Here is a 14,146-nt window from a genome sequence, read left to right on the forward strand (position 1 = left end):
TCCAGCGTAGCCCCGCGCTGTCCGCGTGCAGGCGGCCGTCCTGGAGTGGGACTGTGACGAACCTTAAGCATCTCCCGCAGGAGGAAACCTGCTCCGTCCAAGCGCGAACGGACACTTGGGGCCCTCAGGCGGGGCCCAAGTGTCCGTTCGCGCTCAGTCATGCCCGGGTCAGGCCTGGTCGCGGACCAGCAGCGGGACACCGAAAACAGGGTCCTGCTCCAGGATCCGCACGTCACGGACTCCTGCCACGGCCAGGTGCTGCCGGAACGATTCCTGGAGCCGGACTACGTTCATGCCCAGGCCGCTGCCCAGGATAACCGGACCGTCCAGCCCCAGCTGCCGGAGGACCTGGGCAGCCATGTCCGCCAGGTCCTTGCCCGCCTGGTCGATCAGGTCGCGGCTTACCCTGTGGCCGGCGTCGGCCGCCTCCACCACGAGCCGGGCCCGCTGCGCCCAGAAGCGGCGTCCGGTGTCGGGGGAGTGGAAGAGCGCGATCAGCTTGTTCGGGTCATCGGTGTTGCAGGAGTCCAGGAGCGCCCTGGTCAGCTCGTCCGGTTCCTGACCCTGGTTCATACGCCGCAGGCTGTGCCGGACGGCCTCCCTGCCCAGCCAGTAACCGCTGCCTTCGTCGCCCAGGAGGTAGCCCCAGCCGCCGGCCCGCGCCTCATCGCCGTCCCCGTTCGTTCCCCAGGCCGCGGAGCCGGTGCCCGCAATGACGGCGACGCCGCTACTGGCGCCGCCGGCCGCGAGCAGGAGCCGGGAGTCGTGGACCACCGTAATCCGGGCCCCCGGGGCGTAGGGCTCAATGAGGGCGGCCAGGGCGGCGGCATCCTCATTGGTGTCGATCCCGCCGGCGCCGGCATAGACCTGCGCCACCGGGCCACTGCCGATTTTGGCGAAAAGCTCCGCGAGATGCGCGGCGGCCTCCTCACGGCTGACGTTCTGGACGTTGGCGCTTCCCACGCTCTGGTCGGCTACCGGTTCCCCGTGCTCGAAGCGGACGCCCCTCGTCTTGGTGCCGCCGATGTCGAGGCCGATCACGACGTCGTTGGGCAGGGCGGAGCCGGACGGGACCGTGCTGGACGAAACAGCATTGGACGGGACGGCACTGGACGGGACAGGGGCCGCACCGGATAGGTTGTCAGAGTTAGTCACCTGAACAGATTACTGATTAGCCCCAAGGAGCCGGCCATGCCCCACGCCGAGATCGATACCCGCATCATTGCAGCGCCCATGGCAGGCGGGACGTCCACGCCGGGCTTCGTCTCGGCGGTCCACCGCGCCGGGGGACTGGGCTTTCTCGCCGCGGGCTACAAGAGCGCGGACGCGGTCAGCGCCGAGATCCGCGCCTGCCGGGACGCCGGCGTCCGGTTCGGCGTCAACGTTTTTGTGCCCGACCATGCACAGCTGAACCCCTCCCGCGACGCCGTGGCAAGGATGGAGGAGTACCGGAGCAGCCTTGACCGGGACGCCGGGCGCTACGGCGTGACCGTGCCGCCCCTGGTGCTTGACGACGACGACGCCTGGCAGGCGAAGATCGACCTCCTGCTGCAGCACCCCGTTGAACTGGTCAGCTTCGCATTCGGGCTGCCCGATTCCGCAGTTGTCGAGGCGCTCCGGAAAGCCGGGTCGACCGTCGTCGCGACGGTCACCAGCCGCGCCGAGGCCGAGCTGGCAGCGGACCGCGGAGCCGATGCCCTCGTCGTCCAGCACAGCAGCGCCGGCGCCCACTCCGGCGCGTTCCTGCCCGGGACTAAACCAGGCGACATGCCGCCGTCGACGACTGACCTGATCCGGGAGGTGGCAGCCGCCGTCGACCTTCCGCTGATCGCGGCCGGCGCGGTGTCGGACGCCGCCGCCGTCAGGTCGGTCATTGCCGCCGGGGCGGTTGCCGCGCAGGTGGGAACGGCGCTGCTGCGGACGGACGAAAGCGGCGCGCGGCAGCTGCACAAGGACGCCCTTGGCGATGACCGCTTCACCGAAACAGCACCCACCCGGGCGTTCACCGGCCGGTACGCACGGGCACTCGTCAATGACTTTGTCCGCGACCACCGGGACGCCCCTGCGGGCTACCCCGCCATCCACCATCTGACAGCTCCCATCCGCGCGGCAGCAGCGGCCGCCGGTGACCGGGAGCGGCTGAACCTCTGGGCAGGAAAGGGCTGGCGCTCGGCCAGGACCGGACCCGTGGCCGAGGCGGTCGGAGCGCTCCTGGACAGTTAAGGGCCGGGCCGGGCCGGACAGTTAAGGGCCGGGCGCCAACGGCCAGTCAGGGGCCCGACCGGGCCTGGACCAGCCCTGCCAGCAGCCCTGGCCCCTCGCCCAATACCAGCTCCCGGAAGAGCCGCAGCGCATCCGGTTCGCTCTCCCGCACGCCGCGGCGCTCGCGCCAAGCCAGACCGATCTCGCGGTATGCCAGTTCCGATTCCAGCGCAATTTCGACCCAGCCCAGGTCCCCGGTGGCCGCCGTGACGCCGCGGCCCGGGCCGCTGCCGCCCTCCGGCGGAAGAATGCTGACACCCAGCCCGGCGGACACCAGGCCCCGCGCGGTGTGTGCATCCTGGCTTTCAAAGGCAATGCGCGGCCGGAAGCCGGCTTCCCGGAACAGGACATCCGTCAGGGACCGCAGCCCGTACCCCGATCCCAGCGCGACGAACGGGTCTTTCCGGATCTCGGCCACAGACGCTGATTTCCGGTCCGCCAGCCGGTGCCGGTGGTGCAGCACGAGCCGCAGTGGTTCCCGATACAGGGCTGCGGACCCGATGGTCCTGCCGGCGGGTGCCACGGGTGCGGTCAGCGCGAGATCGGCGGCCCCGGAGGAGAGTTCCGCCAGACAGCTGTCGCGGGAGCCCTGGCTGAGATCGAACTCCGTCTGCGGATAGCGGCTCCGGAACGCACTGATGAGCAGTGGCAGCGTCGCTTCGCCGAACGTGTGCTGGAAGGTCACGGCGATCCGGCCGCGCACCACCTCCGACTCGTGCCGGACAAGGTCCAGGCCGGCGCGGAACTCGGCGAGCGCCGACTCCACGTAGGGCAGCAGCGTCGTGGCAGCAGGCGTTAGCCGCACGCCCCTGCCGTCCCTTACCAGGAGATCGGTCCCCACCACGGCACTGGCGCGCGCCAGCGCGCGGCTGACCGTGGACTGCGGAACGCCCAGCAGCTCGGCGGTTTCGGTGATGTGCTGTGTCCGCCCAAGCTCCGCCAGCAGCGGCAGAACCGGCAGCAGCTGCACCAGTTGCCTGTGCTCGATATCCACGGTTTTCCTCCGTCAATCAATCCGTTCCCGCATGAATTATCGGTGAATCATGCATTGGATGCTAGGACAGCATAGATCTACGCTGAAGGCATGCCAACGCCCAACCAGCATGCCCGCGGAATCCAGCCGAGCCAGTCCGGGCCGGCGCAGGCTGCCGGGGCGAGTCCGGCTGCCGGGGCAGGCGTCGAATGGAACGGGCATCCGAAGGGTTCACAGGCCTACGGCAGGATCCTGGCTGGCCTGGCGTTTGCCGGGGTGGCCACCTTCGCCCAGCTCTATTCCACCCAGGCAGTACTTCCTGTCATGGCTGCCGAGCTTCGGGTGAGCGCCGCGGACGCCGCGCTGACCATTTCCCTGGCCACCGTGGGCCTCGCCGTCACCGTCATTCCCTGGTCGTTCCTCGCAGACCGGATCGGGAGGGTAAAGGCCATGACCTGGGGAATCTGCCTGGCCACGGCCTTGGGGCTGCTGGTGCCGCTGGCCACGTCTTTCCCCGTCCTGCTGGGGCTCCGGATGCTGGAGGGCATGGCCCTGGGCGGCATCCCGGCCATCGCCATCGCCTACCTCAACGAGGAGATCGACCGGGCGCACGCTGCCGTGGCCGCGGGCAGCTACGTCGCGGGCACCACGTTGGGCGGCCTGGCCGGCCGGCTTGTGGCCGGGCCGGCGGGGGAACTATGGGGATGGCGCGCCGCCGCGCTCGCCGTCTCCGTCCTGGCCACCGTGGCCGCCGTGCTCTTCCTGGTCCTGATTCCCAAGGCCCGCGGCTTCAGCCCCGCCCGGGGTATCGGCCTCCGCGGAGCGGCCAGGACCTTGTCTGGGCATCTGGCCAACCCGCGGCTGCTGGCACTCTACGTGCAGGCCTTCCTGCTGATGGGCGGCTTCGTGGCCGTCTACAACTATCTCGGTTTCCGGCTCTCCGGCGAGCCGTTCAGCCTTCCGGCCACGCTCATCAGCCTCATCTTCCTGGCCTATCTGTCGGGCACTGCGACCTCACGCTGGGCCGGAGCCCTGACGCAGCGCTTCGGCCGGCGCACGGTGCTGCTGGCCGGCATTGCGGTTATGGCGGCAGGCCTCGCCTTCACCCTCACCCAGGTGCTGGTGCTGATACTGGCCGGCCTCATCATCTTCACCGGCGGTTTCTTCGCGGCCCACAGCATCGGCGCGGGCTGGACCGGAGCCATCGCCCAGTCAGGCCGGGCACAGGCAGCATCGCTGTACAACCTCGCGTATTACCTGGGCTCCAGCATCTTGGGCTGGGCCGGAGGACTGGTGTTCCAGTCCCTCGGCTGGCCGGCGCTGGCGGCCGCCGTCATCATCCTGGGATGCACGACGGCGGTGATCACCGCCGTCGTGCACCCCTCGTCCGCGCCCCAGCGGCGGCAGCGCCAGCCGGATAAGGCAAGCCTGCAGCATCCCTGAATAATTCGCCGCCGAACCGGGCCGAAAACTTGCAGATGTTCGGAAGTGCCGCCCGCCTGTGAATGTCTTGGCAACATTGGCGCCGCTAAGATGAACGGAGAACACTTCAGGAGGATCCGTGAGCAGCAACCCGAAGAATATTCGGCCGCCAGCGGGGCACGAGCCGCTGGACGCCATTGATGAGCGGCTGCTGGCGGCCCTGGTGGACGATGCCCGGATATCCAACAAGCAGCTGGCCGAGCTGGTGGGCATCGCCCCCTCCACCGCCCTCATGCGCACCCGCGCTCTTTCGGACCGGGGCATCATCCAGGGATTCGAAGCGAAACTGAGCCTTTCCGCGATTGGCCGGTCAGTGCAGGCCCTGATCGCCGTCCGGCTCCGTGCCCACGACCGGGAGCAGATCGACCGGTTCACCTCCCGCGTCCCCAAGCTGCCCGCCGTACTTTCAACCTTCCATACGTCCGGCTCGGTCGACTATCTGCTGCACATCGCCGTCGCCACCACCGAGGACCTGCGGGACTGGGTTCTGGACAACCTTGCCACCGACCCCGTGGTGGGCCACACCGAAACCACACTGGTGTTCGACCACATGCAGGGCAACCACGGACCGCTGCCGGAACAGGACTGACCAGGCGCCGGAACTCACCAGGCGCCGGAACAACCGACCCGGCGCTACCTAGTGGCGGGCAAGCAGCAGGCCAGAGTGGGCTGCCCCGAGGACATCGCCACGCAACAGGCTCAATTCATCGCGGCGCCGCGCGGCGTCCCGCTGCTGCCGGGCGGATTCCTCCGGAACAACCCGGCGCCGCTCCGCCCATTCCACCAGGCCTGCGCCGATACGGACGGCCATGGCTTCCACGACGGAGGCACGGCGGTAGCCGGCGCAGGGAACGGACTGGTTGACCGATAGAGCGCTCATGGCTCTTTCCTTTCGGGGCTCGTTGACTGTTTTGTGCTGAAGGATTCCGCTTGGGCGGGGTTCGGAGTCCTGCGCTGGCCGCGGGTGCCTGCGGACGCGGGGACCCTGAGGATGGGGAAGGCGTTGAAGTGGATCTGGACCGGCCGGGCACCTTCCTGGTCCCCCTCGCCGCGGATCTCCTCCAGCAGCCGATAGGAGAAGGCCTCCATGGCCCGCGTATAGGCGCCCAGCTGCTCCTCGTTCATCCGCACATTGGCGGTGCTTACGGTTGCGGCTTCCAGCCAGTCACGGTCCAGGCTGTCCGCCCCGTGCGCCATGAAATCGGCGAGCACGGCCTGGCGGCGGAGCTCGAACTCCCGGTTCACCAGCCGCGACGCTTCCTGGGTGGCGGGGGAACTGGCAAGTTCAGGTGACGAGACCTCGATGGCGCCGCGCGGCCGCTCCCACCACCGCTCCCGCGCGGTCCCTTTTCCCTCTACCTCCCGAACGAAGTCGTGCTTGGCCAGCTGGCGCAGGTGATAGCTCGTGGAACCGCTGGACTCCCCCAGCAGCTCGCCGAGGCTGCACGCCGTCTGCGCGCCGTACCGCGAAAGCATTTCCAGGATCTGGACTCGCAGCGGATGCGCAAGCGCCTTGAGGGAAGCGGGGTCCATCTTCCGGACGGGGTACGGCAGGTCCTGTACGTCGGGGGCTTCAAAGTTCGGCTTGCTGGCCATATCGCAAGGCTACTCTTGCAAAGATTTCTTTGCAACGGTTATTTTGCAATCAGTTCTTTGCAACCGTTTCTTTGCAAGGAACGTGCTTACTCCGGCGGTTTCTCCGGCCGCTGCTACCGGCGGAGGCTGCGGCGCCAGGTGATCGCCGCCAGCAGCCCCGCGGCGCAGGCGCAGGCTGTCACGAATCCGGCGACGGCCGCGTCGAGCCCGTAGACCGCCGTCGCGAGCCCCAGCCCCACTACCGGGACGGCACTTCCGAGGTAGGTGATTACATAAACGGTGCTGATGATCTGTGCATGCCGGGACGCTTCCACCTTGCCTGCCACGTCGTTGAAAACTGTCCGGAAGGCGACGCCCTGGCCGGCGCCTGCGGCTACGCTCGCCGCGACCAGCAGCCACGGATTGCCAGCGGCAGCGGCGGCCGCGATGAGCGCCACGGCGCCGCCCAGCACAGCCAGCCCGGCCGGCACAGCGAACCTGCTCCGGACGGCGACCAACTGGCTCAGGGCGGACGATCCCAGGGTTAGCCCGGCCAGCAGGCCGATCAGCGGCCGCGATTCGGTGCCGAGGATCTTCGCGAAGTAACCCGGCGCGAGGGACAGGCAGAAGCCGAAGACGGCAAAGCTAAGGAAGCCGACGGCTGCCGCCAGCCAGAATGCACCCCGGGCGTCGCGGGACACCGTGGGCAGGCGCGGCGCAAGCGCCTTCAGCGGACGGGGGCCGGCAGGCTTGATGGCGGGACGGGCTCGCAGCAGGTACAGCGGGACCAGCAAGGCGGCCAGGACGAGCGTATGGATGAGGTACGGCGTGCTGGTGGAGTCCGGCAGGAGCGAGAGGATCCCTCCGATCGCGGGGCCCGCTGCCACTCCCCCGGCCGAGGCCAGGAGGGTGAAACGGGAGGCCCACTCCGGGCGCTCCGGCAGCAGTTCACGCAGTGCCGCCGAGCTGGCCCCGGTAGCCAGGGCGACGGCGACGCCCTGGAGCGCCCGGCCGCCGCACAGCCCGGCAAGACTGTCCGCGTTCGCAAAGACCAGGCCACCCGCGAGCCCCGTCAGCACGGCAAGGAGAAGTGCCGCACGGCGCCCGATGTGGTCGGACCAGTGCCCCGCGAGCATGAGCGTGGCCACGAGTGCCAGGACGTAGGCGGCGAACGCGACGGTGATACCCAGGGAGCCGATGCCCAGCCGCACCTGCAGCAGCGGATACAGCGGGGTCGCGAGGTTTGCTCCCACCAGGAGCGTGAAAATGACGACGCCGGCCATGGCCAGCCGTGTGGTGGTGGACGCATCCCAGCCCCAGCGGGTGGCCGTAGCCGGACGCATTCGAAGTTCGCTAAAGACGGTCATGCACGTGCCCTTGCCTGTGTCCGGGGAACCTGCCCTTTGTGGGGGCTGCCCGCGCGGATGGAATCTTGGTACCTAAAGAATGCGGCAGGAGTGCGTACCCGTGCGTCATTCTGTGGGAATATTGAGCAAAACCATCAATCTTTGGCCGGATTCATGAACCGGAGTGACGATTTGAACACCTTGGACCCCACGGATCTGAAGATCCTGCTCGAGCTGATCCGCGACCCCCGGGTCCAGATCGGTGAGCTGAGCGAAAAACTCGGCATTGCGCGGAACACTGCCCAGTCACGCGTGCGCCGGATGCTGCGCTCTGGCATCCTGCACGACGGCGGCCGCGAGATCGACCTCGAAGCGGTGGGATACGACGTCGTCGCCTTTGTGACGATTGAAGTGACGCACCGGGAGCTCGACGGCGTGATCGCCGCTTTGCGGCTGATTCCCCAGGTCCTCGAAGTGCACGAGATCTCCGGCCGGGGCGACGTCTGGTGCCGGGTGGTGGCCACGGACACGCAAAACCTCCAGGGCGCGCTGCGTTCGATCCTGCGCATCAAGGGCGTGATCCGCACCGAAACCGTGCTGGCCCTCCACACGCACATCCCGTACCGGACCGAGCCGCTGATCAGCCGCCTGGTTCAGTCGGCTCCGGGGCCTGCGCCCCTTCGGCCGGAATAGGATTCGAGTATGGATTGGTTCTCTTACTTCTTTCAGGTCAACTGGCTTGCGGTGCTTCTTGCCTTCGTCGCAAGCATGGCCATCGGCTTCGTCTGGTACCTGCCCGCTGTGCTCGGCAAGCGGTGGATGGAGGCCGTCGGCAAGACGGAAGAGGACCTCAGGAACACTAATGGCGGCGCCGGAATCTGGGTTCCCATGATGGCAGCTGCAGCCCTAACAGCCATCCTGCTCGCAGTTCTGATCAGCAAGCTCGGACTCGACAGCGCGCTGGCCGGCGGATCGTTCGCTTTCGTGCTGGCAGTGGTGTTCCGTGTGGGCGGCCACGTAATCCACAACGGTTTCGCCGGACGTCCTGCCGCGGTGACGCTCATCGACTCCGGCCACGATGTCCTCGCTGTGACAGCCGCCGGAGTCATCATCGGCGCGCTGTCCTGACCCAATGCGGATGTCCTGACCCCAACGCGATGTCCTGACCCAACGCGATGTCCTGACCCAAATAGACGGAGACCTGCAGACTGTGACCATCATCGACAACGCCGTCTACGTCGACGGGGTCCGCACCGCGGAGCCCGAAAACCTGGAACAGACGTTTGAAACGCTTGACAGCCACGGCGGGATGGCCTGGATCGGCCTGTACCGTCCCTCGAAAGCCGAGATGGCCGCCGTCGCCGAGGAGTTTGGCCTGCATGACCTGGCCGTGGAGGACGCCGTTTCGGCCCACCAACGGCCAAAGCTGGAGCGCTACGGGGCCAGCCTTTTCACTGTTCTGAGGCCGGCCCGGTACCGCGATGACACCGAAACTGTGGAATTCGGCGAGCTCCATATATTCGTTGGAACGAACTTCGTGGTGACCGTCCGGCATGCCGAGATGTCCGGCGTCGGACAGGTACGCCGCCGCCTGGAGTCCAGGCCGGATCTCCTCCGCCACGGACCGCCGGCGGTACTGTACGCACTGCTGGACCAGGTGGTGGACGACTACGCCCCGGTGGTGGCCGGGCTGGAAAACGACATCGACGAAATCGAAGACCAACTGTTTTCGGGGGATTCCGCGGTGTCCCGCCGCATCTATGAACTCGCCCGCGAGGTCATCCAGTTCCAGCGGGCCATCCATCCGCTGCCGGCCATGATGCAGCAGCTGAATCAAGGATTTGACGACTTTGCTGCCGACGCCGAGCTCCAGCACAATCTCCGGGACGTCGAGGACCACGTGGAGCGGGTGATTTCGCGGGCTGATTCATTCCGTGACCTCCTTCAAAACGCGCTGACCCTGGACGGCACGCTTACCGCCAACCGGCAGAACGAGGCGAGCGCGCAGCAGAACGAGCAGGTAAAAAAGATCTCGTCCTGGGCGGCCATCTTCTTCGCCCCATCGTTTGTGGCCGGCGTGTACGGCATGAACTTTGACCATATGCCGGAGCTGCATTGGGCCTACGGTTACCCCATGGCGATACTGCTGATGGCAGCCACAGCCGCCCTGATGTATCTCATCTTCAAGCGGAAGGGCTGGCTCTAGTGGCCGGTTTTCACCGCGGCCTGGTCATCACGCCCGGCACCGAACGGCAGTTGGGCGCCTACGGGCTGTTCAGGCCCTCCCCTTCCCAGCGGGACGTCCTGGCCCTGCCCACCGGTCCGCTGTCAGTCAAAGGCGCCGACCCGGACATGCTTTGGGCCAGCTTCGCCGAGCTATGCGGCGGAAATTGGTCGACGGCGGACTATCTTCTGCTGGCGGAGACGTTCCCAGCCTGGGTCGTGGACGGCATACCTTCACCTTCTGCAGAGTCCGCGTCCAGCCCGGCTGACTGGCAGCGGTTCCTGACTTTGCTGAACGTCCTCCACGAGCGGGACATCACTCCGTTCCTCATTGCGCCGGGCCTGTTTGGCAGCCCCTTTGGACCACCGGAGGGCGGCCCTCCTGAGGAACTGGCCGCCGTTCTGTCACGCATCGGAGAGCGGCTCTCCGTGCTTCGCAGGATCGAGTCGGACGAACAGTTGGCGGATGAGCAGTCTGGCGGCTGCTAGCAACAGCCGTAACCCGGCCGTCCCGAGCCGGTTGCGTCTGCTTACAATCGATTGACATCAACTACTGAGGGAAACATGAAGAAACTCACTACCGCCCTGCTTGCCGCCGGGTTCGTCCTCTCCGCTTCCGCCTGCGCTGCACCGCAGCTCACCACCGCACAAACCTGTGACCGGATCAGGACGGTTGTCTCGAACCCCACGAACTCCGTGGGCAAGACCGGCATGACCCGCCTGGCCAACCAGATCCGCCCTATCGAGGCTGTGTCCTCGGACGAGCTGCGCCCGGCGCTGCAGGCCATCCTGGAGTACACGGACGAGTCCGCCAAGGAAACCCCGGATGAGGCGAAACTCACCGGTTTGAAGGCCGGCTACGAGCAGGCCGGCAGCACCTACAGCAAGTTCTGCGGCGGCCAGTAGCCCGCGCCTCTTACACGCCTGGCGGCCCGGGCAGGGCACTCCTCCTGCCCGTGGCCGCCTTTCGCGTTGGCAGAACAAGATGAACGTTGGCGAACTCTTGATCCGAACCTGCGATGACAGTGTCAGGTTCTTGAGCTGCGTCCCGGACCATTTCATTGAGAATCGCAGGACGGCGTGGACAACTGGATGAGGTGGCTGCATGGCGGAGGACCCGGACGCGGACCAGGACCTTCCGGTACTGGATGACGGTGCGCTGCAGGACCTCACGGACGAAGCCGGGAAGGATGCAGCGCGGAAGTTCATGGAGGAGTATCTGGTGATGCTCCCCGTGCGGGCGGCCAAGATCTTCAAGGGCCTCACCCGCGGTGATACAGACACAACTCTGGAGGCCATCATCAGCCTGAGGGTCAGCTCCGGGATGGCCGGCGCGCACCGCCTTGAGGCATACTGCCGAAGCCTTGAGAGCGCGCTGAAGCACGGGCACAACCCGGACATGACAGCAGTGAAGGCAGTGCTGTTCGCCAACATCCGGCAGGTAGTCCGGGAAGCATCCAGGCGCGGCCATCTGCCGCCCAAATCACACGGATCTTCGAACTCATGAGCTGCAGCCGCGCATCCCCCAACCTGAGAGCCATGCCCGGCCCCGGCGACCACACGGGCCAAAGCAAAAACACCCCGGTCCGAAGACCGGGGTGTAACTGTGGAGCTAAGGGGATTCGAACCCCTGACCTCTTCGATGCGAACGAAGCGCTCTACCAACTGAGCTATAACCCCGTGGCGCCGTTTCCCGGAGGAACTCAACGCCGGTTTCCCTAGGCTACAAATTTTCTTGCCGGTTTGCCAACCAGGCCTCAAATGTCGTGTGTCCGTAACGCTGTTCGGGCGCCAGGTTCTTCCCTTCACGCAAAAATCTGCCCGTCGATCCGGGCAGCGGCAGTTCGGTCACGAGGCCCCTGGCACCGGTTATCCGCTTCCAGACTGTGGCCATCGATGCCATGCTCAGCACCTCCGGCCCTCCGACGGTCTCCACCGCGCGGGAATCACTAAACGGCGGTCCCAGTGCGGCTTCCAGCAGCGCCGCCGCCACATCGGCCGGCGAGATCGTCTGGAACCGGGCGCCTTTGATCACCGGTACGAGGCCAACGCGGGAACCCGCACCGAAAATCCCCGTCACCAGGCTGTGGAACTGCGTTGCCCGCACAGTGCGCGTTTCGAGCGGCGATCTCGCGTACACGCGCTCTTTGTCCGCCTTTGACCGGTAATACGTGAGGGCGCTTTGGTCGCAGTTAATGATGGAAAGCTGTACGGCCCGTACCACGCCAGCCGCCGCGGCTTCGCCCAGCAGCAGTGCGCCGCCGGCCGCATAGTGCCTGAGTGCTTTGCCGGTCCGCGCTTCGAGGCAATCGATGACGACGTCGGCACCCGCCAGCGCTTCGGGCACCCCGTCTCCGGTGGTGACGTCCGCGCGGAAGTACGCGGCGCCGTCGTAATACTCCCGGGCACCCGGGAGCGGCGGGTTTCGAGTCAAAACCGCGACGGCGTGCCCCAGGCCAAGGGCCTGGCGCACCACTTCGCGGCCAGCCTCGCCAGTGCCGCCGGCAACGCAGATGCGGACCATTACGGTGACAGCTGGTGCTGCTTTGAAGGCCGGCTACGCGCGGCGGCGCTGCAGTACGTCATCAAGGTTGCTCAGCGCGCTCTGGGCCTTGGTCAGCGGCTTGGCGGGCTCGGCATTCGGGGAGGCAGCAGGAGGTGCGGCAGCCGGCCCCTGCTTGAGTGAAGGCTTGCCCACCGACTTCGGAGCCTCGGGCAGCGCCAGCGGCTCGGGTGCCGGACGCTCGGCCTTGGCCGCTTCAACGTATGTCGGCTTGGGAACTTCCACCGGATCCCAGCTGGATTCAGGCGCAGCCGCCGGGCCCTGCACAGGGGCTGCGGCGCTTTCGTCGCCGGCCGCGATGGCAACTGCCAGTGCCGCCTCACGCAGTTCGACTGCCGTGAGAGGCTTGGGCTTCGGCGCTTCTGCCTCGGCGTCGAAGAGGGCACTTTCCCGGGGCTTAACGGACTCCGGGGCGGGTGCCGCCTCCGCGGGGCGCTCGACGGCCGGCTCCCGGCTTACCGGCGAGCCCATGGCCGCCTTGAAGGCGGCGTTGACTTTCCTGCGCCGGTCACGGACAGCGAGCCGCCGCAAAACCACGACGGCGGCAACACCTGTCAGGAACGCCACGGCCGGAACCCAGGGGTTGCCGAGCCCAAAGAGACGCAGGACTCCGGCCACAACCGCCGTGAGGAAGGACAGCAACCCGACAAGCGCGATTGCCGTCCGTCCATAGCGGATCCGAAAGGCACCGGTCCCCCTGGCGGCAGGCCTACTGCCGGACGGAGCCGGGGTGAGGCCTGTTGCTGGTTCGCTGCTCTTCCTGGTGTCCATGCGTTTCTCCTGCTGGGCGGCCATATATACAACCGTCCCGGCTTGCGGGTTTGCAGTTTCGGCGTCGACGCTATCCAGCGTCAGGTCACCGGCAGCCTGGAACTGATGCCGGCCGTTGCGGAGCACGTAAGGGGCAACCCAAACGATCCAGAGCGCAACAGCAGCCACAAGGATGACTGAGCTGCTAAGGGGGAAGTCCACACACAAAACCGTATGAGGTATGTGGGGGCTGTTGTGGCATTCGTCTCGGTGTGTCGCGGCCGAGCTTCAAATCAATGGACTTATGTCGTGAACCCGGCCCTGACCAGCGGCTCCGCCTGTCTGCGGTCAGGCGGGCCTGACCCGCAGCCAGCGGCTGAGGAGACCTTCCGGAACTTCCTCTGAGGTCAGGGCGAAGGAGCGGTGGTCTGCCCATTCCCCATTGATGTGCAGGTAGCGCGGACGGTAGCCCTCGTCCCGGAAGCCGAGCTTCTCCACGACGCGCAGGCTGGGCCCGTTTTCGGGACGGATGTTGATTTCCATCCGGTGCAGGCCAAGGGTCCGGAAACAATGGTCAGTTGCCATCGCCACCGCAGTGGGAGCGATCCCGTGCCCGGCCCGCGCCTGGTCCACCCAGTAGCCGAGCGTCGCCATCAAGGCGGATCCCCACACAATAGAGGAGACCGTCAGCTGCCCCACGATGACGGGGTCACGGTGTCCGGGCGTCCACTCCGTGATCACAAAGGGCAGCGCGGTGGCCTGGGCCGCTTGCGTGTTCAGGGACCTGACCATCTGGCGGTAATCGGGCAGCGCCCCGCCCGCGATCGGATTCGAGGCCTCCCAGGGCGCCAGCCAGTCACTGTTACGGGAACGGACCTCGGTCCACTCCTTCCGATCCCGGTACCTGATGGGCCGCAGGACAATGTCCCCGCACTCCAGCGTGACCGGCCAGATGTGGCTGACCCTCATGAA

General features: G+C 66.9%; 17 protein-coding genes and 1 tRNA gene. 9 read left to right on the forward strand and 9 right to left on the reverse strand.

Annotated features, from left to right (window positions below):
• Positions 1–168: 168 nt before the first annotated feature.
• Entirely contained in the window at positions 169–1,056 is an 888-nt protein-coding gene (locus QFZ23_RS17115) for an N-acetylglucosamine kinase (RefSeq protein ID WP_306926917.1), read from the reverse strand.
• Between the two features lie 135 nt (positions 1,057–1,191).
• Between QFZ23_RS17115 and QFZ23_RS17120 the strand changes: the two genes are divergently transcribed.
• Positions 1,192–2,223 carry a nitronate monooxygenase gene (locus QFZ23_RS17120; protein ID WP_306924718.1) on the forward strand — a complete coding sequence of 344 codons (1,032 nt, stop codon included), beginning with the start codon at positions 1,192–1,194 and terminating at the stop codon, positions 2,221–2,223.
• Between the two features lie 46 nt (positions 2,224–2,269).
• On the opposite strand, the gene QFZ23_RS17125 is transcribed toward QFZ23_RS17120, so the two are convergent.
• Positions 2,270–3,256 (reverse strand): LysR substrate-binding domain-containing protein, encoded by a 987-nt coding sequence (locus tag QFZ23_RS17125; protein WP_306924720.1) that lies wholly within the window; start codon positions 3,254–3,256, stop codon positions 2,270–2,272.
• Positions 3,257–3,346: 90 nt separating this feature from the next.
• Between QFZ23_RS17125 and QFZ23_RS17130 the strand changes: the two genes are divergently transcribed.
• Together QFZ23_RS17130 and QFZ23_RS17135 are read left to right on the forward strand one after the other, a co-directional pair.
• Positions 3,347–4,678 carry an MFS transporter gene (locus QFZ23_RS17130; protein WP_306924722.1) on the forward strand — a complete coding sequence of 444 codons (1,332 nt, stop codon included), beginning with the start codon at positions 3,347–3,349 and terminating at the stop codon, positions 4,676–4,678.
• Positions 4,679–4,796: 118 nt separating this feature from the next.
• Positions 4,797–5,306, forward strand: a complete 510-nt coding sequence (locus QFZ23_RS17135; RefSeq protein WP_003805226.1) for an Lrp/AsnC family transcriptional regulator — start codon at positions 4,797–4,799, stop codon at positions 5,304–5,306.
• A gap of 48 nt (positions 5,307–5,354) precedes the next feature.
• Here the strand turns inward: QFZ23_RS17135 and QFZ23_RS17140 are convergent, their stop codons facing one another.
• The 3 genes from QFZ23_RS17140 to QFZ23_RS17150 form a co-directional block, all read right to left on the reverse strand.
• Positions 5,355–5,597 carry a 2-nitropropane dioxygenase gene (locus tag QFZ23_RS17140; protein ID WP_306924725.1) on the reverse strand — a complete coding sequence of 81 codons (243 nt, stop codon included), beginning with the start codon at positions 5,595–5,597 and terminating at the stop codon, positions 5,355–5,357.
• Positions 5,594–6,313, reverse strand: coding sequence for an ArsR/SmtB family transcription factor (locus QFZ23_RS17145; protein ID WP_306924726.1), 720 nt, complete (start codon positions 6,311–6,313; stop codon positions 5,594–5,596). The genes QFZ23_RS17140 and QFZ23_RS17145 overlap by 4 nt, the downstream gene beginning before the upstream one ends.
• Positions 6,314–6,426: 113 nt before the next feature.
• Positions 6,427–7,659 carry an MFS transporter gene (locus tag QFZ23_RS17150; RefSeq protein WP_306924728.1) on the reverse strand — a complete coding sequence of 411 codons (1,233 nt, stop codon included), beginning with the start codon at positions 7,657–7,659 and terminating at the stop codon, positions 6,427–6,429.
• A gap of 171 nt (positions 7,660–7,830) precedes the next feature.
• Between QFZ23_RS17150 and QFZ23_RS17155 the strand changes: the two genes are divergently transcribed.
• The 6 genes from QFZ23_RS17155 to QFZ23_RS17180 all read left to right on the forward strand — a co-directional run bounded on the left by QFZ23_RS17155 (position 7,831) and on the right by QFZ23_RS17180 (position 11,368).
• Positions 7,831–8,331 carry an Lrp/AsnC family transcriptional regulator gene (locus QFZ23_RS17155; protein WP_373427894.1) on the forward strand — a complete coding sequence of 167 codons (501 nt, stop codon included), beginning with the start codon at positions 7,831–7,833 and terminating at the stop codon, positions 8,329–8,331.
• Positions 8,332–8,340: 9 nt separating this feature from the next.
• On the forward strand, positions 8,341–8,766 hold the full coding sequence (locus QFZ23_RS17160; protein WP_306924730.1) for a DUF1761 domain-containing protein: 426 nt from the start codon (positions 8,341–8,343) through the stop codon (positions 8,764–8,766).
• An 82-nt stretch (positions 8,767–8,848) separates the two neighbouring features.
• The gene (gene corA / locus QFZ23_RS17165; RefSeq protein ID WP_306924731.1) at positions 8,849–9,844 is read left to right on the forward strand and encodes a magnesium/cobalt transporter CorA; all 996 of its coding nucleotides are present in this window, start codon (positions 8,849–8,851) and stop codon (positions 9,842–9,844) included.
• Positions 9,844–10,350: an AFG1/ZapE family ATPase gene (zapE, locus tag QFZ23_RS17170; RefSeq protein ID WP_306924732.1), complete on the forward strand. Its 507-nt coding sequence runs from the start codon at positions 9,844–9,846 to the stop codon at positions 10,348–10,350. Before corA ends, zapE begins: the two co-directional genes overlap by 1 nt.
• Before the next feature lie 75 nt (positions 10,351–10,425).
• Positions 10,426–10,767, forward strand: coding sequence for a hypothetical protein (locus QFZ23_RS17175; protein WP_306924734.1), 342 nt, complete (start codon positions 10,426–10,428; stop codon positions 10,765–10,767).
• A gap of 199 nt (positions 10,768–10,966) precedes the next feature.
• The gene (locus tag QFZ23_RS17180; RefSeq protein WP_306924735.1) at positions 10,967–11,368 is read left to right on the forward strand and encodes a hypothetical protein; all 402 of its coding nucleotides are present in this window, start codon (positions 10,967–10,969) and stop codon (positions 11,366–11,368) included.
• A 100-nt stretch (positions 11,369–11,468) separates the two neighbouring features.
• On the opposite strand, the gene QFZ23_RS17185 is transcribed toward QFZ23_RS17180, so the two are convergent.
• From QFZ23_RS17185 to QFZ23_RS17200, 4 genes are all read right to left on the reverse strand, one after another.
• Positions 11,469–11,541 (reverse strand) — tRNA-Ala (locus QFZ23_RS17185).
• Positions 11,542–11,584: 43 nt separating this feature from the next.
• Positions 11,585–12,385, reverse strand: a complete 801-nt coding sequence (locus QFZ23_RS17190) for an SDR family oxidoreductase (protein ID WP_306924737.1) — start codon at positions 12,383–12,385, stop codon at positions 11,585–11,587.
• A gap of 33 nt (positions 12,386–12,418) precedes the next feature.
• Positions 12,419–13,396, reverse strand: coding sequence for a hypothetical protein (locus tag QFZ23_RS17195; protein WP_306924738.1), 978 nt, complete (start codon positions 13,394–13,396; stop codon positions 12,419–12,421).
• A gap of 126 nt (positions 13,397–13,522) precedes the next feature.
• Entirely contained in the window at positions 13,523–14,143 is a 621-nt protein-coding gene (locus QFZ23_RS17200) for a GNAT family N-acetyltransferase (RefSeq protein ID WP_306924740.1), read from the reverse strand.
• Positions 14,144–14,146 lie beyond the last annotated feature (3 nt).

Source organism: Arthrobacter globiformis, from assembly GCF_030818015.1.
Lineage (GTDB): Bacteria > Actinomycetota > Actinomycetes > Actinomycetales > Micrococcaceae > Arthrobacter > Arthrobacter globiformis_C.